The sequence below is a fragment of the Pseudoalteromonas xiamenensis genome (assembly GCF_030994125.1).
Lineage (GTDB): Bacteria > Pseudomonadota > Gammaproteobacteria > Enterobacterales > Alteromonadaceae > Pseudoalteromonas > Pseudoalteromonas xiamenensis_B.
Map to the genome: position 1 here is coordinate 2,206,896 of NZ_CP099917.1, position 23,011 is coordinate 2,229,906.

The window sequence follows — 23,011 nt, forward strand, 5'->3', positions numbered from 1 at the left end:
TAACTTCGATGATTACTTGGAGTGCATTGTGTATCTGTCGGTTTGGCAAAGTTGTTTATATGTATTGCAAGACGAGCTTCCAGCTCAGCAATTCAATATGTGGGTAAGACCCCTACAAGCGGAAAGCACCGAAGATACCTTAACGATTTATGCACCAAATCGTTTTGTTCTTGATTGGGTACGCGAAAAGTACCTAAACCGTATTAATGAACTGCTCGTTGAAATTTGTGGTAATGAGGCGCCAGAATTGCGCTTTGATGTTGGCAGCAAACCGATGATGCCACAAGTGCAAGCGGCTAAAGTAGATGTAGTCAGTCAGCACAGTAATGAGCTACGTGCGCAAGAAAAACCGGAAAAAGTAGAACCTGCGCCGAAGTCTGGTTTTAAAACGAACATTAAAGAAAATTACACGTTTGATAATTTTGTTGAAGGTAAGTCAAACCAGTTGGCGAAAGCCGCGGCTGTACAAGTCGCAGATAATCCAGGCTCGGCATTCAACCCTGTATTTATCTATGGTGGTACGGGGTTAGGTAAGACTCACTTACTTCATGCGGTCGGCAATGGAATTTTAGCGAAAAAACAAGATGCTAAAATTGTCTACATGCATTCAGAGCGTTTTGTTCAGGATATGGTAAAGGCGCTACAGAATAACGCGATTGAAGAATTTAAACGTTTTTACCGTAGTGTGGATGCATTGATGATCGATGACATTCAATTCTTTGCAAATAAAGAGCGCTCTCAAGAAGAATTTTTCCATACCTTTAATGCGTTGTTAGAAGGTAATCAACAAATTATTTTGACGTCTGATCGGTACCCGAAAGAAATCGAAGGGGTGGAAGACAGACTTAAATCTCGATTTGGGTGGGGTTTAACCATCGCAATTGAGCCACCAGAACTAGAAACGCGCGTCGCAATTTTGATGAAGAAAGCGCAGCAAAGTAACATCAACTTGCCGCATGAGGTCGCTTTCTTTATTGCGAAAAAATTGCGTTCCAATGTGCGTGAGTTAGAAGGTGCATTGAACCGTGTTATCGCCAATGCGAATTTTACGGGTCGTCCGATTTCAATCGACTTTGTCAAAGAGGCGCTTCGTGACTTATTAGCGCTGCAAGATAAATTAGTGACGATCGATAATATTCAACGCACAGTAGCTGAATATTATCGTATTCGCGTGTCAGATTTGTTGTCAAAACGACGCAGCCGTTCGGTTGCTCGTCCTCGCCAAGTGGCTATGGCTTTGTCAAAAGAACTAACCAATCACAGTTTACCTGAAATTGGTGATGCATTTGGTGGGCGAGACCATACAACCGTGCTGCATGCTTGCCGCAAGGTAAAAGCATTGCGTGACGAATCTCATGAAGTCAAAGAAGATTACCAAAACTTAATTAGAACGTTGTCATCGTAAAGGGCAAAACACTCATGCAAATAACAATATCAAGAGACCAGTTTTTAAAGCCATTGATGCAAGTGTCTGGAGCTATTGAACGCAAACATACCTTGCCAATATTGGCGAATGTATTACTTGAAGTGAAGGACGGTATTTTGTCTATGACAGGTACTGATCTTGAAATCGAGTTAGTTGCGTGCGTTGAATTAGAGCAACCTGCACCAGATGCGAAAATTACGCTGCCAGCAAAGAAATTGCTTGATATCTGTAAGAGTCTACCTGATGGAGCTACGCTCACATTAGCGACTCAAGAGCACCAATTGTTGTTAACGAGTGGCCAGAGCCGTTTTTCATTAACAACTTTGGCTGCTGAAGATTTTCCGAATTTAGAATCTTGGGACGGTGAGGTCGAATTTCAACTCACCAGAATAGAGCTACGCTCTCTGTTAGAAAGTACTTCGTTTTCTATGGCGAATCAGGATGTTCGTTATTACCTAAATGGGATGTCTTTTGAAGTCGACAATCAAGACATTAAAACGGTTGCGACAGATGGCCATCGGTTGGCTCTGTCTCAAACACATTTAGCTGGTTCGGTCGGTATGCAACGTCAGTTGATTATTCCCCGTAAAGGCGTGCAAGAAATTATGCGCTTGATGATTGCGGACGATACGCTAATTACCATTCAGTTCGGGGCGAACCATATTCGTATAATCGACATTGAATTTACATTTACGAGTAAATTAGTGGATGGTCGTTTCCCTGATTACCGTCGTGTATTGCCGCGCGGTGGGGATAAGATAGTGACAGCGAACCGAGAGTGGTTACGTAGTGCATTTCAACGTGTGTCTATTCTTTCAAACGAAAAGTTTCGAGGCGTTCGTTTGAACCTGACCAATGGTCTGCTCAAAATCAGTGCGAATAACCCTGAGCAAGAACAAGCTGAAGAAGTCGTTGAGGTAATGTACCAGGGTGACGATTTGGAAATCGGCTTTAATGTGTCTTATTTGCTTGATGTACTGAACACGCTGAAAACCGAAGACGTCACATTTACACTGTTGGATACGAACAGCAGTGTTTTAATCGAAGGCGTTGACGAGTCAGAATCAATGTATGTTGTAATGCCAATGCGTCTGTAGTTTTGAAATTCTTAATATGAGTCTTAATCAGCTCAGCCTTTCACAATTTCGAAACATTGAGGCTATTTCCTTGGAGCCTAGCGAACACATTAATGTGATCCTAGGTGCCAACGGAAGCGGTAAATCAAGCTTACTGGAAGCTATTTATTTTCTGTCTCATGGTAAATCGTTTCGAACAACTAACTCAAAATTACTCATTCGTCATGAACAGCCTCAATGCATTGTTCATGGTAAAAAGTCTCTACATCATCTTTTAGTGCCTGTTGGTATAAGTAAAAACCAGCAAGGCGAGAGCATCATAAAAATCCAAGGTAAAGTCGCGAGACGAATGTCAGAGCTTGCGCAGTTGCTGCCCGTACAAGTTATTACCCCTGAAAGCTATAGCTTATTTTTTGGTGGTCCAAAAGAGCGCCGTCGTTTTTTGGACTTGGGGGTGTTCCACGTGGAACATGAATTCATGTCTGCGTGGCAACAGTTTTCTCAAGTGTTAAAACAACGCAATGCGTTACTTAAAACACGGCCGCAGAAATATTCTGAACAAATTAAGTATTGGGATAAAGAATTTGTTAGACTGGCAGAGGTCGTAAATCGCTGTAGAGAAGCGTATATTAGTAGGTTTAATGACGTATTTTTTGGTAAAATAATAGCCAACTTACCCTTTGGTGAAGGGCTTGAAATTCGATTTCAATCAGGTTGGAAAAAGGGCGAAGCTCTGCAAAACGAACTTGAAAGCCACTTTGAGCGGGATGTTAAACTTGGCTATACAAGTAAAGGTCCACACAAAAGTGACTTTAATTTTTTTACCAAAGGAATGAGCGTGGAACAGGTGCTGTCTCGCGGTCAACTTAAGCTTTTGCTTTACGCTTTAAAAATAACACAAACTGACTTAATTGAGTCGCAAAGCAAAAAGCAGTCGATTCTTTTAATCGATGATTTACCATCTGAACTGAGTTCAGAAACAATAGAATTAGTAGCAAGACTCCTGCAGCTTTGCCAGTCACAGCTATTTATAACAGCCATTGATGAGCAAAGTATTGCACGTGTTGTGGAACCCATGGAACGTGAACTGAAAATGTTCCACGTGAAACATGGCAACCTAATAACAAGATAATTGGAAGAAACCATGTCTAATAATTACGATTCATCGAGTATCAAGGTACTGAAGGGATTGGATGCTGTAAGAAAGCGTCCAGGCATGTATATCGGTGACACCGACGATGGTACAGGTTTACACCACATGGTGTTTGAGGTCGTTGATAACTCAATCGACGAAGCACTTGCAGGGTACTGTGATGATATTTTTGTCACAATCCATTCTGACGGTTCTGTGTCTGTTCGCGATAATGGTCGTGGTATCCCTACTGATATTCACCCAGAAGAAGGTGTTTCAGCCGCTGAAGTTATCATGACGGTACTTCATGCCGGTGGTAAATTCGATGACAACTCCTATAAAGTATCAGGTGGTTTGCACGGTGTAGGTGTATCGGTAGTAAATGCTCTTTCTGAGAAACTTTTGCTTACTGTACGTCGTGCGGGTAAATTGCATCAACAGAAATACACTCATGGTGTGCCGGATGCTCCGCTTGCTGTGATCGGTGATGCCGATAGCACTGGTACTGAACTGCGTTTTTGGCCTTCAGCAGAGACGTTCTCTGATATCAATTTCCACTACGACATCCTTGCAAAACGTCTACGTGAGTTATCATTCTTAAACTCAGGCGTTTCGATTTTCTTAATGGATGAACGTGAAGAAAACAAACAGGACCACTTTAAATACGAAGGTGGTATTAAAGCGTTTGTTGAGTACCTTAACCGTAAAAAGACACCGGTTCACCACAACGTTTTCCATTTTTCAATGGAACGTGAAGATGGTATCAGTGTTGAAGTATCTCTTCAGTGGAACGATGGCTTCCAAGAAAACATTTACTGTTTTACTAACAACATTCCACAACGAGATGGTGGGACTCACTTAGCCGGTTTCCGTGCTGCATTAACGCGTACGTTAAACAATTACATGGAAAATGAAGGCTACAACAAGAAAGGCAAAAACAATACAGCGACATCGGGTGATGACGCTCGTGAAGGTTTGACCGCTGTTGTGAGCGTTAAAGTACCGGATCCTAAGTTCTCATCACAGACCAAAGATAAACTTGTTTCGAGTGAAGTGAAATCTGCGGTAGAGCAAGCGATGGGCGAAAAGTTCAGCGAGTATCTATTAGAAAATCCTGGCGACTCAAAAATCGTTGTTGGTAAGATTATCGACGCTGCACGTGCTCGTGAAGCAGCTCGTAAGGCGCGAGAAATGACGCGTCGTAAAGGCGTGATGGATTTGGGTGGTTTACCAGGTAAATTGGCCGATTGCCAAGAACGTGACCCCGCATTATCTGAACTTTACATCGTGGAAGGTGACTCTGCGGGTGGCTCTGCAAAACAAGGGCGTAACCGCAAAAACCAAGCGATCCTGCCTCTAAAAGGTAAAATCCTTAACGTAGAAAAGGCGCGATTTGACAAAATGTTGTCTTCACAAGAAGTTGCGACATTGATCACTGCGCTAGGCTGTGGTATTGGTCGTGATGAATATGACCCGAGCAAATTGCGTTATCATAGCATCATTATTATGACGGATGCTGACGTCGACGGTTCGCATATTCGTACGTTACTGTTGACCTTCTTCTACCGTCAAATGCCTGAAATTATCGAACGTGGATACGTTTATATTGCACAGCCTCCACTTTATAAAGTAAAGAAAGGTAAGCAAGAGCAATACATTAAAGATGACTCAGTATTGACTGAGTATTTGACGACCTTAGCGCTTCAAGATGCGAAAATTATCCCAACGGCGGGTGCGGATGGTATTTCAGGTGCGAAACTTGAAAACTTAGTACGCGATTACCAATCGACTGTTAAGGTGATCGAGCGTCTAAATCGTAAATATCCACTGGACGTGATGACGCGCTTAATCTATCAGCCAGAGTTAACCGAAGCTCAGTTGGCGGATGAAGCGGTGGTTACAGCATGGACCAATGCGTTAGTGGCCGACTTGGTTGAAAATGACGTTGATGCGACGATTTTCTCAGCGGCAACTCAACATGACGAAGAACGCAACTTATTCTACCCAGTCGTGAATATTCGCCAGCACGGTGTAGATAAAGCCTATGTACTTAACTACGACTTTATGACCTCACGTGATTACAATCGCATTGCTCAAACGGGCAAACACATCGCAGGATTAATCAAAGATGATGGTCAAATCCAACGTGGTGAAAAGCTAAACCCAGTGACTAACTTTGTTGAAGCACTGGAATGGTTGATGCACGAATCTAAACGTGGTTTGTATATACAACGTTATAAAGGTCTAGGTGAGATGAACCCTGATCAATTGTGGGAAACAACCATGGATCCAAATGCACGTCGTATGCTTCGTGTAACAATTGAAGATGCGATTGGTGCAGATCAGTTATTTGCTACATTAATGGGCGACCAAGTTGAACCTCGTCGTGAGTTCATCGAACAGAATGCGCTACGCGTAGTAAACCTTGACGTATAGGTTTTAAAGTCCAATGAAATAAGGAGGGGAAACCCTCCTTTTTTTATTTAAACATCCGATAAATTGCTTAAAACCTGTTAGCGCACAAGGTATACTGAGCGTAATTTTCAATCACAACAGCTCTCATCTAACGTGTTAATCGCGTCAGAGATGAGGCATTACTCTGTACCAAATAAAAGCCATTATGCAAAAATACGATATTAAAACCTTCCAAGGTTTGATCCTGGCTTTACAGGACTATTGGGCACAGCAAGGCTGTGTAATCGCCCAGCCACTTGATATGGAAGTGGGTGCGGGTACATTCCATCCAATGACATTTCTAAAGTCGATTGGCCCAGAACCTATGTCAAGCGCATACGTTCAACCATGTCGCCGTCCAACAGATGGACGCTATGGTGAAAACCCAAATCGTCTCCAGCATTACTACCAATTCCAAGTAGTGATGAAACCTTCTCCAGACAATATTCAAGAACTTTACTTAGGTTCTTTGGAAGCTATGGGCATTGACATCCTTACCAATGAAATTCGTTTTGTTGAAGACAACTGGGAATCTCCAACATTAGGTGCATGGGGTCTTGGCTGGGAAGTTTGGTTGAATGGTATGGAAGTGACACAGTTCACTTATTTCCAACAAGTCGGCGGACTTGAATGTTTCCCTGTAACCGGTGAAATTACTTACGGTCTTGAGCGTCTGGCAATGTATATACAAGGCGTAGACAGTATTTACGACTTAGTTTGGACGGATGGTCCGCGCGGAAAAGTGACCTATGGTGACGTTTTCCATCAAAACGAGGTAGAGCAGTCGGCTTACAACTTCGAACACGCAAATGTCGACGCATTGTTTAAGCAATTCGACACGTGTGAGCTTGAAAGCCAAAAGCTGATCGAAGCAGGCTTACCACTCCCTGCCTATGAGCAAGTAATGAAGGCATCACATGCATTTAACTTACTCGATGCGCGTCACGCTATCTCAGTTACTGAACGCCAACGTTATATCCTTCGTGTACGAGCGCTATCAAAAGCATGTGCGCAAGCCTACTATGAGGCACGTGAAGCGTTAGGTTTCCCGCTGTGTAAGGACTAACCATGACCACTGAAAATTTAACTATTGAAATCGGTACTGAAGAATTACCACCGAAAGCATTGCGTGGACTTGCGGAAGCGTTTGCTGAGAATTTTAAAAACGAATTGGCAAGTCTCGAACTCGCCTGTGAGTCAGTGTCTTGGTACGCCTCTCCCCGTCGTTTAGGGTTACGAGTAATTGCACTTGAAACTCAACAGCAAGATAAAGTTGTTGAAAAGCGAGGTCCAGCAGTTGCTGCTGCGTTCGACACAGATGGTAACGCAACCAAAGCGGCTGAAGGTTGGGCGCGTGGTTGTGGTATTACGGTTGACCAAGCTGAGCGCGTTGCCACGGATAAAGGCGAGTGGTTGTTACACAGAGCGAAAGTTGAAGGACAAAAGACGACGACGCTTCTGAGCGACGCAATCAACAAAGCATTGGCTAAATTACCAATTCCAAAACCGATGCGTTGGGGCGCGTACAGAACGCAATTCATTCGACCAGTTCATACGGTCGCGGCGTTGTTTGGTGGTGATGTTGTACAAGGTGAAGTGCTTGGAAAAACGATTGGCAACGAATTACAAGGCCACCGTTTCCATCATCCTGCTCGTACAACGCTTGCTCATGCGGATGCAATTTTTGACACGCTAAAAGGTGCGTATGTCATTGCGGACTATGAAACGCGAAAAGCGATGATCCGCGAACAAATTGAAGTTGCAGCAAAAGCGGTTAATGCGGTTGTTGCGATGGACGAAGATTTGCTTGAAGAAGTGACGTCACTTGTTGAGTGGCCAGTAACGCTTACCGCGTCGTTTGAAGAGTCTTTCCTTGAAGTACCCGCAGAAGCGTTAATTTGTACAATGAAAGACGACCAGAAATATTTCCCATTGCTTGATGAGAAAGGCAACTTATTGAATAAGTTCCTGTTCGTTTCAAACATTGAAAGTAAAGATCCACAAGTGGTGATTTCAGGCAATGAAAAAGTGGTACGTCCGCGTCTCGCAGATGCGAAGTTTTTCTTTGAAACAGATAAGAAACACTCGTTAGAAAGTCGTCTCGCGTCGTTGGAAACGGTCTTGTTTCAACAACAACTTGGTACATTAAAAGACAAATCTGATCGCATTTCCGCGCTTGCTGGTTTTATTGCTGAGCAATTGGGCGCAGATAAAACACTTGCGGAACGTGCAGGCTTACTTTGTAAAACAGACTTGATGACTAATATGGTCATGGAGTTTACGGATGTACAAGGTGTCATGGGGATGCACTATGCGCGTATTGACGGTGAAGCTGAAGAAGTAGCTCTTGCTCAAAATGAGCAATACATGCCTCGTTTTGCGGGTGATGCACTGCCAACCAACCCAATCAGTTTTGCCGTAGCACTTGCGGATAAGTTTGATACGCTGGTTGGTATCTTTGGCATTGGTCAAGCACCGAAAGGGGACAAAGATCCGTTTGCGCTGCGTCGTGCTGCGATCGGTGCACTGCGTATTATGGTGGAAAAGGCGTTGCCACTGGATTTGCTCAAAATTATCGTAAAAGCACAAAGCTTGTTTGGCGATAAGTTGTCAAATAGCAATGTAGCAGAAGACGTTTTTGAGTTTATGCTTGGTCGTTTCCGCGCATGGTATCAAGACGATGGCATTGCAGTTGATGTGATTCAAGCAGTACTTGTTCGTCGTCCTTCTTCACCAGCTGACTTTGACCGTCGCGTGAAAGCAGTAAGCCATTTCCGCACATTAGCGGAAGCGGAAAGTTTAGCGGCAGCAAACAAACGCGTGAACAATATTCTTGCTAAGAATAACGTGAATACGGAAGCGGCTGTGAACAGTGCACTTCTACAAGATGAAGCTGAAAAAGTACTTGCAGCACAGGTTGCAGCATTGACTGCGGAACTTGAGCCTGTTTATGCTGCGGGTGACTACCAGCAAGCTTTAACACGTCTTGCTACGTTGCGTGAAGCAGTCGATAATTTCTTCGATAATGTCATGGTAATGGCCGAGGACGAAGCGGTTAAAAATAACCGACTGGCACTACTGTCTGAACTAAGCCGACTCTTTATGAATACGGCGGACATTTCTGTTTTACAAAACTAAGAGTAAAGGCCCCACGAAAGTGGGGCTTTGATTTAATATGATGAAACACATTATTCTAGCACTTACAGTCTTACTACTAAGTGCCTGTAGTGCACAGCTGTCAAATGTCAGCGTGCGTGGTGGCAATACCACAAACTCTGTTGTAAAAAGTATTGATAGACCGATGTTTGTCCGAGGTGATTTCACGTTGTGGGATGCGGAAGCGGTTTATCAAATGCGAGAAACGAGTGCTGGGGTTTACCAAGTACGCGTGAAGTTTACAACGCCAGGTAAGGTATACGAATTTAAAATCGCGGACGCGAGTTGGACGGAAGGCTATAACTGCGGTTATGCGGTTGATGGCAAGCTTGCACTAGGCGAACCAAAAGTCGCCGACTGTCAGACCGTGTATAACTATTTTAGTTTTACTCCTGCACGCAAGGGAGTCTTTATTATTCAATTAGATTACCGCACACCGAGTCAACCATTGGTGTCTGTTTTGCCAAACTAGAGCATAGACAGAGCGCGTGTAAAAAGTAAAAGGGACCGAAAGGTCCTTTTTATTTAAATTGACGCGTAAAAGGTTCAAGCCAAAAAGTAGTTTTTTTAAATCAAGTATCTATTCGTAGTTTCTCTTGATTATTCAGCGTTCAAATTACAAACAACGAGGAAAAATAACGGCGGTATAGTGGGCGAGATATCGCCAGAATATCAGCACAACCCAACATAAATATACACGGACTTAAATTGAGAGCATAAAGATGGAGGCAATTTATTCATGTGATCACATGATGTTAAACTCTGGAATGCAATCAATTGCAAACTAACCAACTTTCACTTGTCTTGTTATTAAGCTAATTATGTTTGAGAAGGGGTGAACCGATCGTTTTTCTAATCACGACGACCACGACTTCTCTTTAGAGTCCCTTTTTTAGCAAGTAGCGATAAGGAACTTGCGCTACGTCTTTCGCAACTAACGTATGGTCCATAAATTCACAAAAACTCGGAATGTCACGAGTCGTCGAAGGGTCGTCCGCCAACACCAGTAGGGTTTCGCCGTCTTGCATTTTTCTTACTGTACCACGGATCATCATGACGGGTTCCGGGCAGCGAAGACCAATGGCATCTAATGTGTGATCGGGATTTTCAAAAGACATAACTTGACTCGGCTTACTAATTTTGACGAAGTTGCTATTTTATCGCGCATTCGGCGACAAATAAACCTAAGAGCGGGTTTTGCTTCTTGCAAAGAAAAAAGGCAAAGCACGAAAATGTACTTTGCCCTTGGTCACCAAGTTGAATTGAGAGTGCGTTGTTGGTTATTCAACGCGCTCGAAGATTGTCGCAATACCTTGACCTAGCCCGATGCACATCGTGGCCAAACCGTATTTCGCGTTTTTCGCTTCCATAAGGTGGATAAGCGTCGTACTGATACGAGAACCTGAACAGCCCAGTGGATGACCTAATGCAATCGCTCCACCGTTTAAGTTTACTTTTTCGTCTGCTACGTCTAACAAACCAAGATCTTTCAGTACAGGGAGTGATTGAGCTGCAAACGCTTCGTTTAGTTCCGCAACGTCAATGTCATCAATCGTAATACCAGCCGCTTGCAATGCTTTCTTCGTCGCGGGTACTGGACCATAGCCCATGATTGATGGATCGCAACCAGCTACCGCCATGGATTTAATACGCGCACGGATAGGTAAACCGAGTTCTTTCGCTTTACTTTCGCTCATGACCAACATCGCAGAGGCGCCGTCTGACAACGCTGAAGACGTACCCGCAGTTACAGTACCTGTTGCTGGATTGAATACGGGACGTAGCTGCGCTAAACCTTCCATCGTTGTTTCTGGACGAATGACTTCATCGTCTTCCACAAGGGTAAGCACGCCGTCGTCGTCATGACCTTCAGTCGCTAAAATTTCAGGACGGAAACGGCCTTCAATCGTCGCAGCGTGAGCACGTTGATGAGAACGAACAGCAAATGCATCTTGCTGTTCACGACTGATGCCGTGGATAGTCGCAAGGTATTCCGCGGTTAAACCCATTGACCCGGCTGCTTGTGCAACTGAAGTCGATAGGCCTGGGTGGAAATCCACACCATGTGTCATCGGTACGTGACCCATATGCTCAACACCACCAATAAGGTAGGTGTCACCTGCACCGGTCATAATCGCTCGTGCTGCATCGTGTAAAGCTTGCATTGAGGAGCCACACAGACGGTTTACCGTTACCGCAGGTACCGAGTGCGGAATGCCCGCAAGTAGTGACGCATTACGCGCTACGTTAAAACCTTGTTCTAGCGTTTGTTGAACACAGCCCCAGTAAATATCATCAATACTGGCTGGGTCAACTTGAGGGTTACGTTCGAGCAAACCTTTCATCAAATGAGCGCTTAAGTCTTCGGCGCGGCGGTATCTGAACACACCCGCTTTAGAACGGCCCATTGGAGTACGAATACAATCAACAATAACTGCATTATTCATTGTGTTAGCCATCTTATTGACCCTCCACTTTGTAGAACACTTTGCCTTCTTGTGCCCATTGACGTGTTTGTTCTGACACTTGGTAAATTGCACCTAGGTGAGCGTATTTGTCCGCCATTGCAACGAAGTTTGCAAGACCAATTTGGTCTAGGTAACGGAACGCACCGCCACGGAATGGAGGGAATCCGATGCCGTAAATTAATGCCATGTCCGCTTCTTGTGGTGACGCAACGATGTTTTCTTGTAAACACAGTAACACTTCGTTCAGCATCGGGACCATACAGCGTTCAATGATCGTTTGCTTGTCAAAGTCCGCAGGTGCATCGCAAATAGAACTTAATAATGCAACGGCTTCTGCGTCTTTCGCTTTTTTCAAGCGACCTTTGCGATCTGGAGCATACTGATAGAAGCCCAGTTTATTTTTCTGACCAAAGCGACCCGCATTGGCAAGTACAGCAACAGGATCTTTGTCTTGACGCGCCATACGAGCAGGGAAGCCATCAGCCATTACACCAGTACAGTGATTTGCGGTATCGATACCGACAACATCAAGTAAGTACGCAGGACCCATTGGCCAGCCGAAGATACCTTCCATGACTTTGTCGATAACCGCGAAATCAGCACCTTCAACAACCATTTGGCTGAAACCGGCAAAGTAAGGGAACAACACTCGATTCACGAAGAAACCTGGGCAGTCATTCACAACAATCGGTGATTTACCTAGTTGTAGAGCATAGTCAACAACGGCGTTAATCGTCGCTTCTGACGTTTTCTCACCACGGATGATTTCCACAAGCGGCATTTTTGGTACAGGGTTAAAGAAGTGCATACCACAGAAGTTTTCCGGGTTTTTCAATGCGGTAGCTAATTCATCAATACGAATGGTCGAGGTATTGGACGTAAGCACGGTACCTGCAGGTAATTGCGTTTCAAGGTTCGCCAAAACAGCTTGTTTGATTTTCGGATTTTCAACTACCGCTTCAACAATCACGTCAACACCCTCGAGGTCGCGGTCATTAAGCGTCGGTTGAATTTTACCCAGCGTCGCAACCATTTTGTCGAGTTTCATGTGGCCACGCTCGACCTTTTTACCCAATATTTTCGCAGCTTCACCCATACCTAATTCAAGCGCCGCAGGCTGAATGTCTTTCATGACAATCGGAATGCCTTTGTAAGCGGATTGGTAAGCAATACCACCGCCCATAATACCCGCACCAAGGACTGCTGCGCGCTTTATCGGCTTGTCATTTTGTTTTGCTTGTTTCTTTGCAACACCTTTAATGTATTGGTCAGCAAGGAAAATACCTGTTTGTGCCGCTGCTTCTGGCGTTTTCGCTAATTTAGCAAAATTGGCATTTTCAAGCGCCATCGCTTCTGTGCGACTTTGATTTGCTGCCGCTTTAATTGTTTTCACTGCCATCATTGGCGCAGGATAGTGACCTTTAGTCTGGCCAAACACCATGCCTTCGGCCATCGCGAAACACATACCTTGTTCAGTGCGGTTTAGTTGCAATGGCGACATTTTCTTCGCGCGCTTTGCACGCCAATCTAGCTTGCCAGCAATCGCTTGTTCCAACATTTTAATTGAAGCCTCGACGAGCTTCTCTTGGTTCACAACGGCATCAACTGCACCGACTTTTAACGCTTCGTCTGCACGATTTTCTTTACCTGTTGCAATCCATGTCATGGCATTGTCCGCACCGATAAGACGCGGTAAACGAACTGTGCCACCAAAGCCTGGCATGATCCCAAGTTTAACTTCAGGTAGACCAATTTTCGCGGCAGGTGTTGCTACGCGGTAATCTGTTGCTAGTAACCACTCACATCCGCCACCAAGTGCTAACCCATTAACTGCTGAGATGGTTGGGAATGGTAAATCTTCGATAGCGTCAAATACGTCCGTTGCGTTTTTGATCCAGCCTACAAGTTCTTCTTCTGGTAGTTGGAATGTCGGTAGGAATTCGAAAATATCGGCACCGATAATGAAATGGTCTTTATCACTGGTAAACACAAGACCTTCAATATCACCGCGCTGCGCAAGTTCTGCTAACGCTTTGCCACATTCTTGTAGCGTTTGCTGAGAAAGTTTATTGACCGAACCTGGCATACAAAACTTAAATTCAGCGATTTTGTCTTTGTAGAAATCAACTACAAATGACTCGCATTGGTATAACATGCTTTTATCTCCCTCGTTGCTCACTGGTACGATGAGTTGTTATTTCGCTCAGTGTGGCCGCTTTAAAAAAAATTGCAATGAAAAATTTACCAGCAATTTACCGCGCAAACTAAAAATCGGGGCGCAGAGATGCTAAGGTGGAAGGCGTAATACTGCGTCAAGGAAACAAGCGTAGGTTCAGCTTGATTCTACTACCGTGGTGTTCTGTATAACGGACTGTTGATGCGCGCCTTTTTTCCTTCGCATCCAAAACTGTAGACGACTTCCGAGGACAATGTACTTGGTATGATAAAAAAATGGTTTTTGACAACAACGTGGCTAACCTTAGGGTTGGTTGTGTTGCCGAGCAAAGCGGATGATCATGATAAATTTAAAGAAGCAGAGCGCGTCGCGTGGTCGGGCAATTTTAAGGCCGTCCAAGCATCGCTCAGCGAACTGGATCATCCTTTATCCCCTTATGTAGAGATGGCCTTTTACAAACGCCATCCACACCTTCGTTATCAAAAGCAAATAGAGCATTTCTTGTCGGTTTACCAACACACTCCGTTGGAATGGCCGGTTCGTGAAAGTTGGTTGGACTATTTGCGTCGACATAATAAAAAAGCGCTGTTCATCAATGCCTACAAAGAAACCAGTGACGCTGAATTGACGTGTTACTACTTACGATATCAGTTGGACTTAGGCGCACCGAAACCCGCTATTTTAGATCAAGTGGCCAAGCTTTGGCGTGTCGGTAAATCACAACCCAAAGCATGCGACAGTTTGTTTGCGACATGGCAAAGTGCGGGCTACCTTACTCAAGAACTTGTTTGGCAACGTATAACCAGTACCGCACAAGGTGGGCAAAGTGCACTGCTTCCTTATCTCAAGACTCTATTGCCAGAAGACGAAGCCTATTTAGCCGATCTGTATTTAGCTGTCAGGCAAGATCCTAGTGCTGCCGCGGGTCTTTATCGATATAAAAATCGTTCAAGCAAAGAAGCCGAGATTGCGGTTTATGGCATGAATCGTTTGATCTGGCGCGATAAGAAGCTTGCGCTTCGGGCTTGGGATAAATTGCAAACCATGTTTGCGTTTAGCGAATCTCAAAAGTCGAAAGTTGCGTATCGCTTTGCGCTTGCGTTGGCTTCCAAGGGCGAGCCTGAAGCAGAATTTTGGTTGAATAAAGTGCCTAAAGCGTTGCGTGATGAAAAACTGATGCAATGGTTATTGGCGAACAAACTTAAACACCAAGACTGGCAAGGCATTAAGGCGCTCTTTGTGGGTCATGAACATATGAGCAGTGGTCAAAAGTACTGGCTGGCATACAGCTATAATCAGTTGGGTGAGCAAGCTAAAGCACAGCAGTTATGGCAAGATGTCGCAAACGAACGTCACTATTATGGTTTCTTAGCGGCAGGTCGACTTGGGCTGCCAACACAGCTCAACGAAGTTCCTTTAACCCTTGAGCCTGCGTTGTTGAGCAAAGTAGCGAAGGCCCCTGGCTTTAAACGTGCAAAAGCGCTGTATGAATTAGGGCGTTATACCGAAGCGCGCCGAGAGTGGAATTATTTAACCAATACCTCCAGCCAAGAAGAAAAACTTGCCGCCTCACAGTTAGCTGCGGAATTTGATTGGTATGACTCAACCATTTTCACGTTAGCGGAAATTGGCGCTTGGGATCACATTGAACTGCGTTTTCCGCTTGCATTTCAAGACTTGTTTGAGCGTTTTAGCTCAAGCAATAAAGTTGACGTGGATTGGAGTTTTGCCATTGCCCGCCGAGAAAGCTCGTTTGCACCAGATGCGCGTTCGCACGCTAACGCTTATGGACTGATGCAGATTTTACCCAGCACAGCAAAATACATCGGTAAAAAGCGCATTTCGAATTCACGATTAATGAAACCTGAAATGAACATTCGGTTAGGGACACATTATTTGAATTACCTTAAATCGAAAAATGATGGCAATGAAATATTGGCGACGGCGTCATACAACGCCGGTTTCCATCGTGTCAAAAATTGGGTACCCAAGGAACCCATGCCGGCAGAGGTATGGATTGAGCTCATTCCATACACGGAAACGAGAGATTACGTTAAAAATGTTTACGCCTATCGACAAGTCTATCGACAACGATTAGGCAAGAGCGATAATCTACTTAAAGAGGTGCTGGACTTGTCAATCGGTGGCTAACGCAGTTCGACGACGATGCGTCGTTTTTGTTTAAGGCCTATGATAGACTCAAAACCATAACGTATAAAATGAAATGGGTACACCATGGAACTATTAGCTGGATTATACGCTGAACATATCGACACGCTTCAGCAACGTACACGAGTAATTCTAGAACGTCAGGGTCTGGATGGATTAGTGATCCACTCAGGTCAGGCAAAGCGTTTATTTTTAGATGATATGTATTATCCATTTAAAGTGAATCCTCACTTTAAAGCTTGGTTACCCGTTATCGACAACCCGCATTGCTGGTTGGTGGTAAATGGCAACGATAAGCCGCGCCTTGTGTTTTACCGACCCGTCGATTTTTGGCACAAAGTGCCTGACGTACCAAGTGACTTTTGGGCTGACTATTTCGATATTCAATTATTGGTTCAACCTGATCAAGTTGAAAAATATTTGCCTTACGACAAAGCCTCATTTGCCTACATTGGTGAGTATTTAGAGGTTGCTCAAGCGCTTGGATTCACGCACATGAACCCAGAAGCCGTACTGAACTATTTCCACTACCATCGTGCGTATAAAACACCTTATGAACAGGCGTGTTTGCGCGAAGCAAACCGTTTGGCGGTGCTCGGTCATACTGCGGCGAAAGACGCGTTTTATGCAAAAGCGTCTGAATATGAAATTCAGCAAGCGTATCTCAGTGCAACACACCATGCGGAAAACGATACACCCTATGGAAACATCGTTGCGCTTAATGAAAACTGTGCCATTTTGCACTACACCCATTTTGAGCGTCACGCCCCGAAATCACATCTGTCTTTTTTAATTGATGCTGGTGCAAATTTTAACGGCTACGCGGCGGATATTACGCGCACCTATGATTTTGAGCGTCGTGGAGAGTTCCATGAACTCGTGGTTGCCCTAAACGAGCACCAAATTGCGTTAGGTAAGGGTCTTGCGCCAGGTAAGTTGTATGGCGAATTACACATGGATTGCCATCAACGTATGGCTGAATTGCTGTCTCGCTTTGGTATTGTGAATTTGCCCGCAGAGGAAATTGTTGAACGAGGGATCAGTCGCACCTTCTTCCCACATGGCTTAGGTCACCATTTGGGTCTGCAAGTACATGATATGGGCGGCTTTATGGCTGATGAAAGTGGTACTCACCAAGCGCCACCAGAAGGCCACCCGTTCTTGCGCTGCACGCGAAGAATTGAGGCGGGGCAGGTCTTCACCATTGAACCTGGCCTCTATTTCATCGATTCATTGCTCGATGATCTGAAAAAGACGGAAAACACGAAGTACATCAATTGGAACAAAGTTGACCAATTCCGTCCATACGGTGGTATCCGAATTGAAGACAACATTATTGTGCATGCGGATCGCCTTGAGAACATGACTCGGGATTTTAAACTCGATTAGGCATATAATCCGAGTACAAATTGTACGATACGCATCAGCTGAGTAGGGCGTATTGGGTAACGTAATGTTATTACCCGATACTCCTTACCATAGATCGATGAGCGAAAAGGGGGCAATGGCCCCTTTTACTGTAAGAGCATAACGCATGTCTGAATACCGCATTCCCGCGGCCTCTATTACCTACGAAGAAGAAATCAAGAAAAGTACGTTTATCGTGCATATTGCGCACACCCCGACGTTAGAAGAGGCAAAAGCCTTCATTAATTCCATTTGCCAAAAATACCCAGATGCACGTCACAATTGTTGGGCCCATGTCGCTGGTCATCCAAAGGGGAGTCATGTTTATGGCTTTTCTGATGATGGTGAACCAAATGGCACGGCGGGAAAACCGATGCTTAATGTTCTAATGGGTTCTGGACTTGGCGAAGTCACGGCAGTTATCACGCGCTATTTTGGTGGGATTAAGCTAGGTACGGGGGTTGGTTCGAGCCTACGGAGGATCGCTAAACAATGCGTTGGCACAGCTTGAAACGAGCTTGAAAATATCTCCAGCGTATTTAGAAGGTATCTCGGATTATGGGCAGCAAGGTCAGATTGAACAATACTTGCAAAGTCACTTCACCATACTGGCGTTGGAAAAAAACTACAGTGATAAAGTCGCATGGCTGGTAGAATTAGACTATCGTGAAGCGACGACGGCATGCGAAGAAATCTATGATTTAACCCATGGAACAGTTGAGTTCAAAATCAAAGAATAAGACAATCAGAATGATAATAAAAAGTGAGCAGCAAGGCGCATGCAGTTTCGTACTATAGTTAAAATTCTTGGCCAACTTGTCGTGTTATTTAGTCTCACGATGGTTCCGCCAGCATTAGTGTCGTTAATTTACAAAGACGGTGGTGGTGTACCATTCGTCCTCGCCTTTATATTCAGCGTTATTATCGGATTGCTCGCTTATTACCCTAACCGCCACCAACATGGTGATTTAAAAGCGCGAGAGGGCTTTTTAATCGTTGTATTATTCTGGTTGGTTCTGGGGTCGTTCGCGTCTTTGCCTCTTATTTTCTTGCAAGAACCCAATTTATCATTGGCTGATGCCGTGTTTGAAGCATTCTCAGGACTGACGACAACAGGGGCGACCGTACTGACGGGTATTGAATATTTACCGAAATCAATCCTCTTCTATCGCCAACAATTGCAATGGTTTGGCGGTATGGGGATCATCGTACTTGCCGTCGCAGTCTTACCAATGCTTGGCGTTGGTGGTATGCAGTTGTATCGGGCGGAAACGCCTGGACCGGTAAAAGATTCAAAAATGACCCCTCGAATCGCCGATACCGCGAAGCACTTGTGGTACATCTACGTAACGTTGACAGCAACGTGCACCATTGCTTATTGGCTTGCTGGTATGGGTTGGTTTGACGCAATTTGCCATGCGTTTGCGACCATCGCGATCGGCGGTTTCTCAACCTACGATGCTTCCATGGGTCATTTCGATAGCCCACTAATCAACTTTATTTGTGTGGTGTTTTTGCTCATTGCCGCTATCAACTTCTCGCTACATTATGCGGCCGTTGCAAGTCGAAGTGTAAAAGCGTACCTACGAGATCCGGAGTTTAAGGTCTTCTTATTCATTCAAGCTGTGTTGGTGGTGATTTGTTTTGCGGTGCTTTCATCTAACCACGTTTACGCGGATGGTGATGAAACATTAGATCAGGCTTTGTTTCAAGCCGTATCGATTAGTACGACAGCAGGATTTGCGACAGATAACTTCTCAGCTTGGCCGCTTTTTTTGCCTATCTTACTTATCTTTTCTAGCTTTATCGGTGGATGTGCCGGCTCAACGGGCGGGGGTATGAAGGTCGTGCGGGTATTCTTACTTTATTTACAAGGGATCCGAGAGTTAAACCGCCTTGTCCACCCTCGTGCGATTTACTCGATAAAATTAGGCCGTAAAGCGCTACCTGACAAAGTGGTTGAAGCGGTTTGGGGCTTTTTCTCTGCGTATGCACTGGTCTTTGTGATCATCATGTTGGGTTTACTTGCAACGGGCTTAGATAACATCTCTGCGTTTTCTGCGACAGCAGCATGTTTAAATAACTTAGGTCCAGGCCTCGGTCAGGTTGCGTCGCACTATGGCGATATTACGGATTCAGCAAAATGGTTACTAACGCTCGCTATGGTATTTGGTCGCTTAGAAATCTTTACCTTGCTTGTCCTTTTTACCCCCACATTTTGGAGAGGGTGAGCCGAGACCGAAGCAGCGCTTCGCAGCTCGGCGAACGCGAGCAATGGATTGCGAGCTGGACCGCTGTGTCAGGATGACTTTTTCACTTCCTTTCTTTGAGACCGAAGCAGCGCTTCGCAGCTCGGCAAACGCGAGCAATGGATTGCGAGCCGGACCGCTGTGTCAGGATGACTCTTTCACTTCCTTTCTTTGAGACCGAAGCAGCGCTTCGCAGCTCGGCGAACGCGAGCAATGGATTGCGAGCTGGACCGCTGTGTCAGGACGGCGTGGCCCAAAACGCACTGTGCGCGTTTAATAAAATCAATAACTCCGCTTACGGGTGAAAAAAGACACTTTCTTGTTACCATTTTTAATTCGAGTGCAAATTTGTAACGTTTTATTCTTGTTTAAAAAGCACTCGTAAATTTTACGCAACCCATCAATGAAATATATATATAACCAATTAAATTAGTGTATTAGAGAGTTTTTGTTTGCTGGTGGAATCCTTGTTTGTCCCTTTTATTCCTGCTTTTTGTAACCTAGTAACAAAACTATTTTTAACAAAATGATAAAAACTCGGATTTTCGGGTGTTATTTGCGTAAATATGTTCACAATAGATTAACTAGGAGTGTCACAGTGCTCGCGTTTGCATACTCAAAACCAAGGAATGTCGTGGAAGATCAGACGCTTTTGTTTGACTCGGGTGAAAAGCCGGAGTGCAGCTTGTTGAATAGTGTAAAGGTGATTAACGAACACCTAGAGAATTATGGACAATTAAAAGCGATTTCATCTCCTCGACTCAGTCATTTAGCTATTTTCGGTTTGCACCATCAAATTGGATGCGAGCTCGGGGTGCGGTTCGTCGTCAAAATTATTCATGAAGCTGAATTATGGCAAAAAAGAACTCTGCCACCATTGGCGCTAGAAGGCGCATCTATTATCAACGCGCTGCGTGATGAGAGTGAGTTGGCGGGTATTACCATTGTACTTAAGCGTAATGGCGAGCCGATGGTCTTTTTTACAGAGCACTATGAACTGGATATGTCGATGAGCACTTTAGAAGCGCAAAGTCGTATGATGACCTTAAGAGAAGGTGCACAAGTATTGCGCGGCCACTTTTTGCTGAATTAGCTCGGGCGTCATTTTATTTTTTAGTTTATTAAACTTGCAACTTGAGGTGCTTGGATCTTTAATGGCAACAAGAAGGGTTTGGAAGTTGTCGCCATTATGTTGAAAACCGAAGTTGCAGGAAGCAAAGCGCATTTAAACAAAATTGTCGCTGGTAGTTTAATTGATGTAGAAATCTTAATGCCAGCCACCAGCAAGCGGGTGAAAACCGAGTTCGTCGGACTGCTTGAGGGACAGTTTATCGTTTTAAATCATCCCAACCCTAAGCGATTAGGCGCGGCGTTGGACTACATAAAAGAAGGTGCGCAAGTGATTGTGCGAGCGTTGCTTGAACAAAGTGGCGGGCAAATCATTGCATTTAAAGCACACATAAAGTCGGTGACTGTCCATCCCGCGCGGCTTATTTTTATTCATTTTCCAGAAAGCGTTCAGCTGATCAAGCTGCGCAATCATACTCGGATCCCGACACTCATTCCCGCCACCTTTTGTATTCCAAATTACAATACCTTAGGTGTGATTAAAGACATCAGTTTGAAAGGGTTACAACTGCACGTACAAGAGCCTCACGTACCAGAAGATTTAAAGGAAACGCTGTGCAGTATTAAACTCACAGGAAAGGATGAGGAGCACATTACGTTGCAAGGACAAGTATGTAGTATCAAGCAGGAAAGTGTGACGACCCATCTAGGCATCAAGTTATTGTGCGAACAGAGTAAGATAGAAAACGTACTCAAAGATTATCTAATAGATTTATCAGTGATAGAGCAGACTGAAGTGGTGTAGATAGATATCATAGAGTTAGAACTCCCTGATATGCCGAAAATAATTTAGACGAACAGCGCACTGACTTGGAATAGCTTTTCCACGATACCGATGTGCTTTTTATCAATTAAGAACATGATCACGTGGTCACCGGATTCAATAATGGTATCGTCGTGCGCAATCAACACTTCATCATCACGTACAATGGCACCGATGGTCGTACCTGCTGGGAGCTTGATATCTCGAATTGCACGGCCAACCACTCGAGAAGTATTTTCGTCGCCGTGAGCAACCGCTTCGATAGCTTCTGCTGCCCCTTTTCGCAATGAGTAGACGTTGACAATATCACCTCGACGAACGTGAGTCAGCAGAGCAGAGATAGTTGCTTGTTGCGGTGATATCGCAATATCAATTTCACCCCCTTGAACAAGGTCAACATAAGCGCTTCGTTGGATTAGTACCATCGTTTTTGCCGCACCCATCCGCTTGGCTAACATGGCGGCCATGATATTGGCTTCATCGTCGTTGGTTACAGCAATGAAAACATCCACTTGTTCAATGTGTTCTTCGGATAACAACTCATGATCAGACGCGTCGCCACTGAACACAACTGTATTATCAAGCATCTCGGATAGCTGAGCGGCGCGAGTTGGATTTCGCTCTATGAGTTTAACGCTGTGGTTTTTTTCAAGAGAACGAGCAAGACCCGCGCCGATATTACCACCACCTGCAATCATGATTTTTTTATACGAGCGTTCAAGTTTTTGTAGCTCATTCATCACGGCGCGAATATGTTTCGTTGCAGCAATGAAAAAGACTTCATCATCCGCTTCTATAACCGTTGTACCAAGCGGTTTAATGGCTTTACCCTGACGGTAAATCGCAGCAACACGCGTATCCACGTTTGGAATATGCTCTTTCAATGCCGACAGCGCATAACCAACTAAAAGACCACCGTAGTAGGCCTTTACCGCAACCAAGGACAGCATACCATCGGCAAATTGCAGTACTTGCAAAGCTCCCGGGTAGTCGATTAAGCGACGAATGTAGTTTGTTACTAGCTGCTCCGGTGCGATGTAGTGGTCTACCGGAAGGTCGTTATTGTGGAATAGTTTTTCTTTATGACGCAGGTATTGTTCCGAGCGGATCCGAGCGATTTTAGTTGGCGTATTAAAAATACTGTAGGCAACTTGGCACGCTACCATGTTAACTTCGTCCGAACTGGTCACAGCGATAATCATATCGGCATCATCGGCACCGGCTTGGCGTAATACATCAGGGTGAGCTGAATGGCCGTGTACGACTTGTAAGTCGTATTTGTCTTGAAGCTCTCTGAGTCGGTCACCATCAATGTCGATGACCGTTATCTCGTTTTGTTCACCAACAAGGTTTTCAGCGAGCGTTCCACCGACCTGACCGGCGCCTAAAATGATGATTTTCATATCA

At 44.7% G+C, this 23,011-nt stretch carries 16 protein-coding genes and 1 pseudogene; 13 read left to right on the forward strand and 4 right to left on the reverse strand.

Annotated features, from left to right (window positions below; translation table 11 throughout):
* The first annotated feature begins 28 nt into the window (after positions 1-28).
* From dnaA to NI389_RS10285, 7 genes are all read left to right on the forward strand, one after another.
* On the forward strand, positions 29-1,405 hold the full coding sequence (gene dnaA, locus NI389_RS10255) for a chromosomal replication initiator protein DnaA (protein WP_308359762.1): 1,377 nt from the start codon (positions 29-31) through the stop codon (positions 1,403-1,405).
* A 14-nt stretch (positions 1,406-1,419) separates the two neighbouring features.
* Positions 1,420-2,523, forward strand: coding sequence for a DNA polymerase III subunit beta (gene dnaN, locus NI389_RS10260; protein ID WP_308359763.1), 1,104 nt, complete (start codon positions 1,420-1,422; stop codon positions 2,521-2,523).
* 16 nt (positions 2,524-2,539) lie between these two features.
* The gene (recF, locus tag NI389_RS10265; RefSeq protein WP_308359764.1) at positions 2,540-3,634 is read left to right on the forward strand and encodes a DNA replication/repair protein RecF; all 1,095 of its coding nucleotides are present in this window, start codon (positions 2,540-2,542) and stop codon (positions 3,632-3,634) included.
* Between the two features lie 12 nt (positions 3,635-3,646).
* Positions 3,647-6,070: a DNA topoisomerase (ATP-hydrolyzing) subunit B gene (gene gyrB / locus NI389_RS10270; protein ID WP_308359766.1), complete on the forward strand. Its 2,424-nt coding sequence runs from the start codon at positions 3,647-3,649 to the stop codon at positions 6,068-6,070.
* A 184-nt stretch (positions 6,071-6,254) separates the two neighbouring features.
* On the forward strand, positions 6,255-7,154 hold the full coding sequence (gene glyQ, locus NI389_RS10275) for a glycine--tRNA ligase subunit alpha (protein ID WP_208841978.1): 900 nt from the start codon (positions 6,255-6,257) through the stop codon (positions 7,152-7,154).
* 2 nt (positions 7,155-7,156) lie between these two features.
* Positions 7,157-9,226 (forward strand): glycine--tRNA ligase subunit beta, encoded by a 2,070-nt coding sequence (glyS, locus tag NI389_RS10280; protein ID WP_308359768.1) that lies wholly within the window; start codon positions 7,157-7,159, stop codon positions 9,224-9,226.
* Between the two features lie 40 nt (positions 9,227-9,266).
* Entirely contained in the window at positions 9,267-9,716 is a 450-nt protein-coding gene (locus tag NI389_RS10285; RefSeq protein ID WP_308362541.1) for a hypothetical protein, read from the forward strand.
* A 406-nt stretch (positions 9,717-10,122) separates the two neighbouring features.
* Here NI389_RS10285 and tusA read toward each other — a convergent pair whose 3' ends face one another.
* The 3 genes from tusA to fadB form a co-directional block, all read right to left on the reverse strand.
* A complete protein-coding gene (gene tusA, locus NI389_RS10290; protein WP_308359769.1) occupies positions 10,123-10,362 on the reverse strand; it encodes a sulfurtransferase TusA in 240 nt (79 codons plus the stop codon).
* A gap of 162 nt (positions 10,363-10,524) precedes the next feature.
* A complete protein-coding gene (fadA, locus tag NI389_RS10295; RefSeq protein ID WP_308362542.1) occupies positions 10,525-11,691 on the reverse strand; it encodes an acetyl-CoA C-acyltransferase FadA in 1,167 nt (388 codons plus the stop codon).
* Positions 11,692-11,704: 13 nt separating this feature from the next.
* Positions 11,705-13,867: a fatty acid oxidation complex subunit alpha FadB gene (fadB, locus tag NI389_RS10300; RefSeq protein ID WP_308359771.1), complete on the reverse strand. Its 2,163-nt coding sequence runs from the start codon at positions 13,865-13,867 to the stop codon at positions 11,705-11,707.
* 288 nt (positions 13,868-14,155) lie between these two features.
* On the opposite strand from fadB, the gene NI389_RS10305 reads away from it, so the two are divergent.
* The 6 genes and pseudogenes from NI389_RS10305 to NI389_RS10330 all read left to right on the forward strand — a co-directional run bounded on the left by NI389_RS10305 (position 14,156) and on the right by NI389_RS10330 (position 21,586).
* The gene (locus tag NI389_RS10305) at positions 14,156-16,039 is read left to right on the forward strand and encodes a transglycosylase SLT domain-containing protein (RefSeq protein WP_372588630.1); all 1,884 of its coding nucleotides are present in this window, start codon (positions 14,156-14,158) and stop codon (positions 16,037-16,039) included.
* An 84-nt stretch (positions 16,040-16,123) separates the two neighbouring features.
* Positions 16,124-17,446, forward strand: coding sequence for a Xaa-Pro dipeptidase (gene pepQ, locus NI389_RS10310; protein WP_308359773.1), 1,323 nt, complete (start codon positions 16,124-16,126; stop codon positions 17,444-17,446).
* Between the two features lie 145 nt (positions 17,447-17,591).
* Positions 17,592-18,204: pseudogene (locus tag NI389_RS10315) on the forward strand (YigZ family protein).
* 39 nt (positions 18,205-18,243) lie between these two features.
* Complete coding sequence (locus NI389_RS10320) at positions 18,244-19,695, forward strand: TrkH family potassium uptake protein (RefSeq protein WP_208841983.1); 1,452 nt, start codon at positions 18,244-18,246, stop codon at positions 19,693-19,695.
* Between the two features lie 652 nt (positions 19,696-20,347).
* Entirely contained in the window at positions 20,348-20,806 is a 459-nt protein-coding gene (locus NI389_RS10325; RefSeq protein WP_308359775.1) for a hypothetical protein, read from the forward strand.
* 96 nt (positions 20,807-20,902) lie between these two features.
* Entirely contained in the window at positions 20,903-21,586 is a 684-nt protein-coding gene (locus NI389_RS10330) for a flagellar brake protein (protein WP_308359776.1), read from the forward strand.
* A 44-nt stretch (positions 21,587-21,630) separates the two neighbouring features.
* Here the strand turns inward: NI389_RS10330 and trkA are convergent, their stop codons facing one another.
* The gene (gene trkA, locus NI389_RS10335; protein ID WP_208841986.1) at positions 21,631-23,007 is read right to left on the reverse strand and encodes a Trk system potassium transporter TrkA; all 1,377 of its coding nucleotides are present in this window, start codon (positions 23,005-23,007) and stop codon (positions 21,631-21,633) included.
* Between the last annotated feature and the right edge of the window lie 4 nt (positions 23,008-23,011).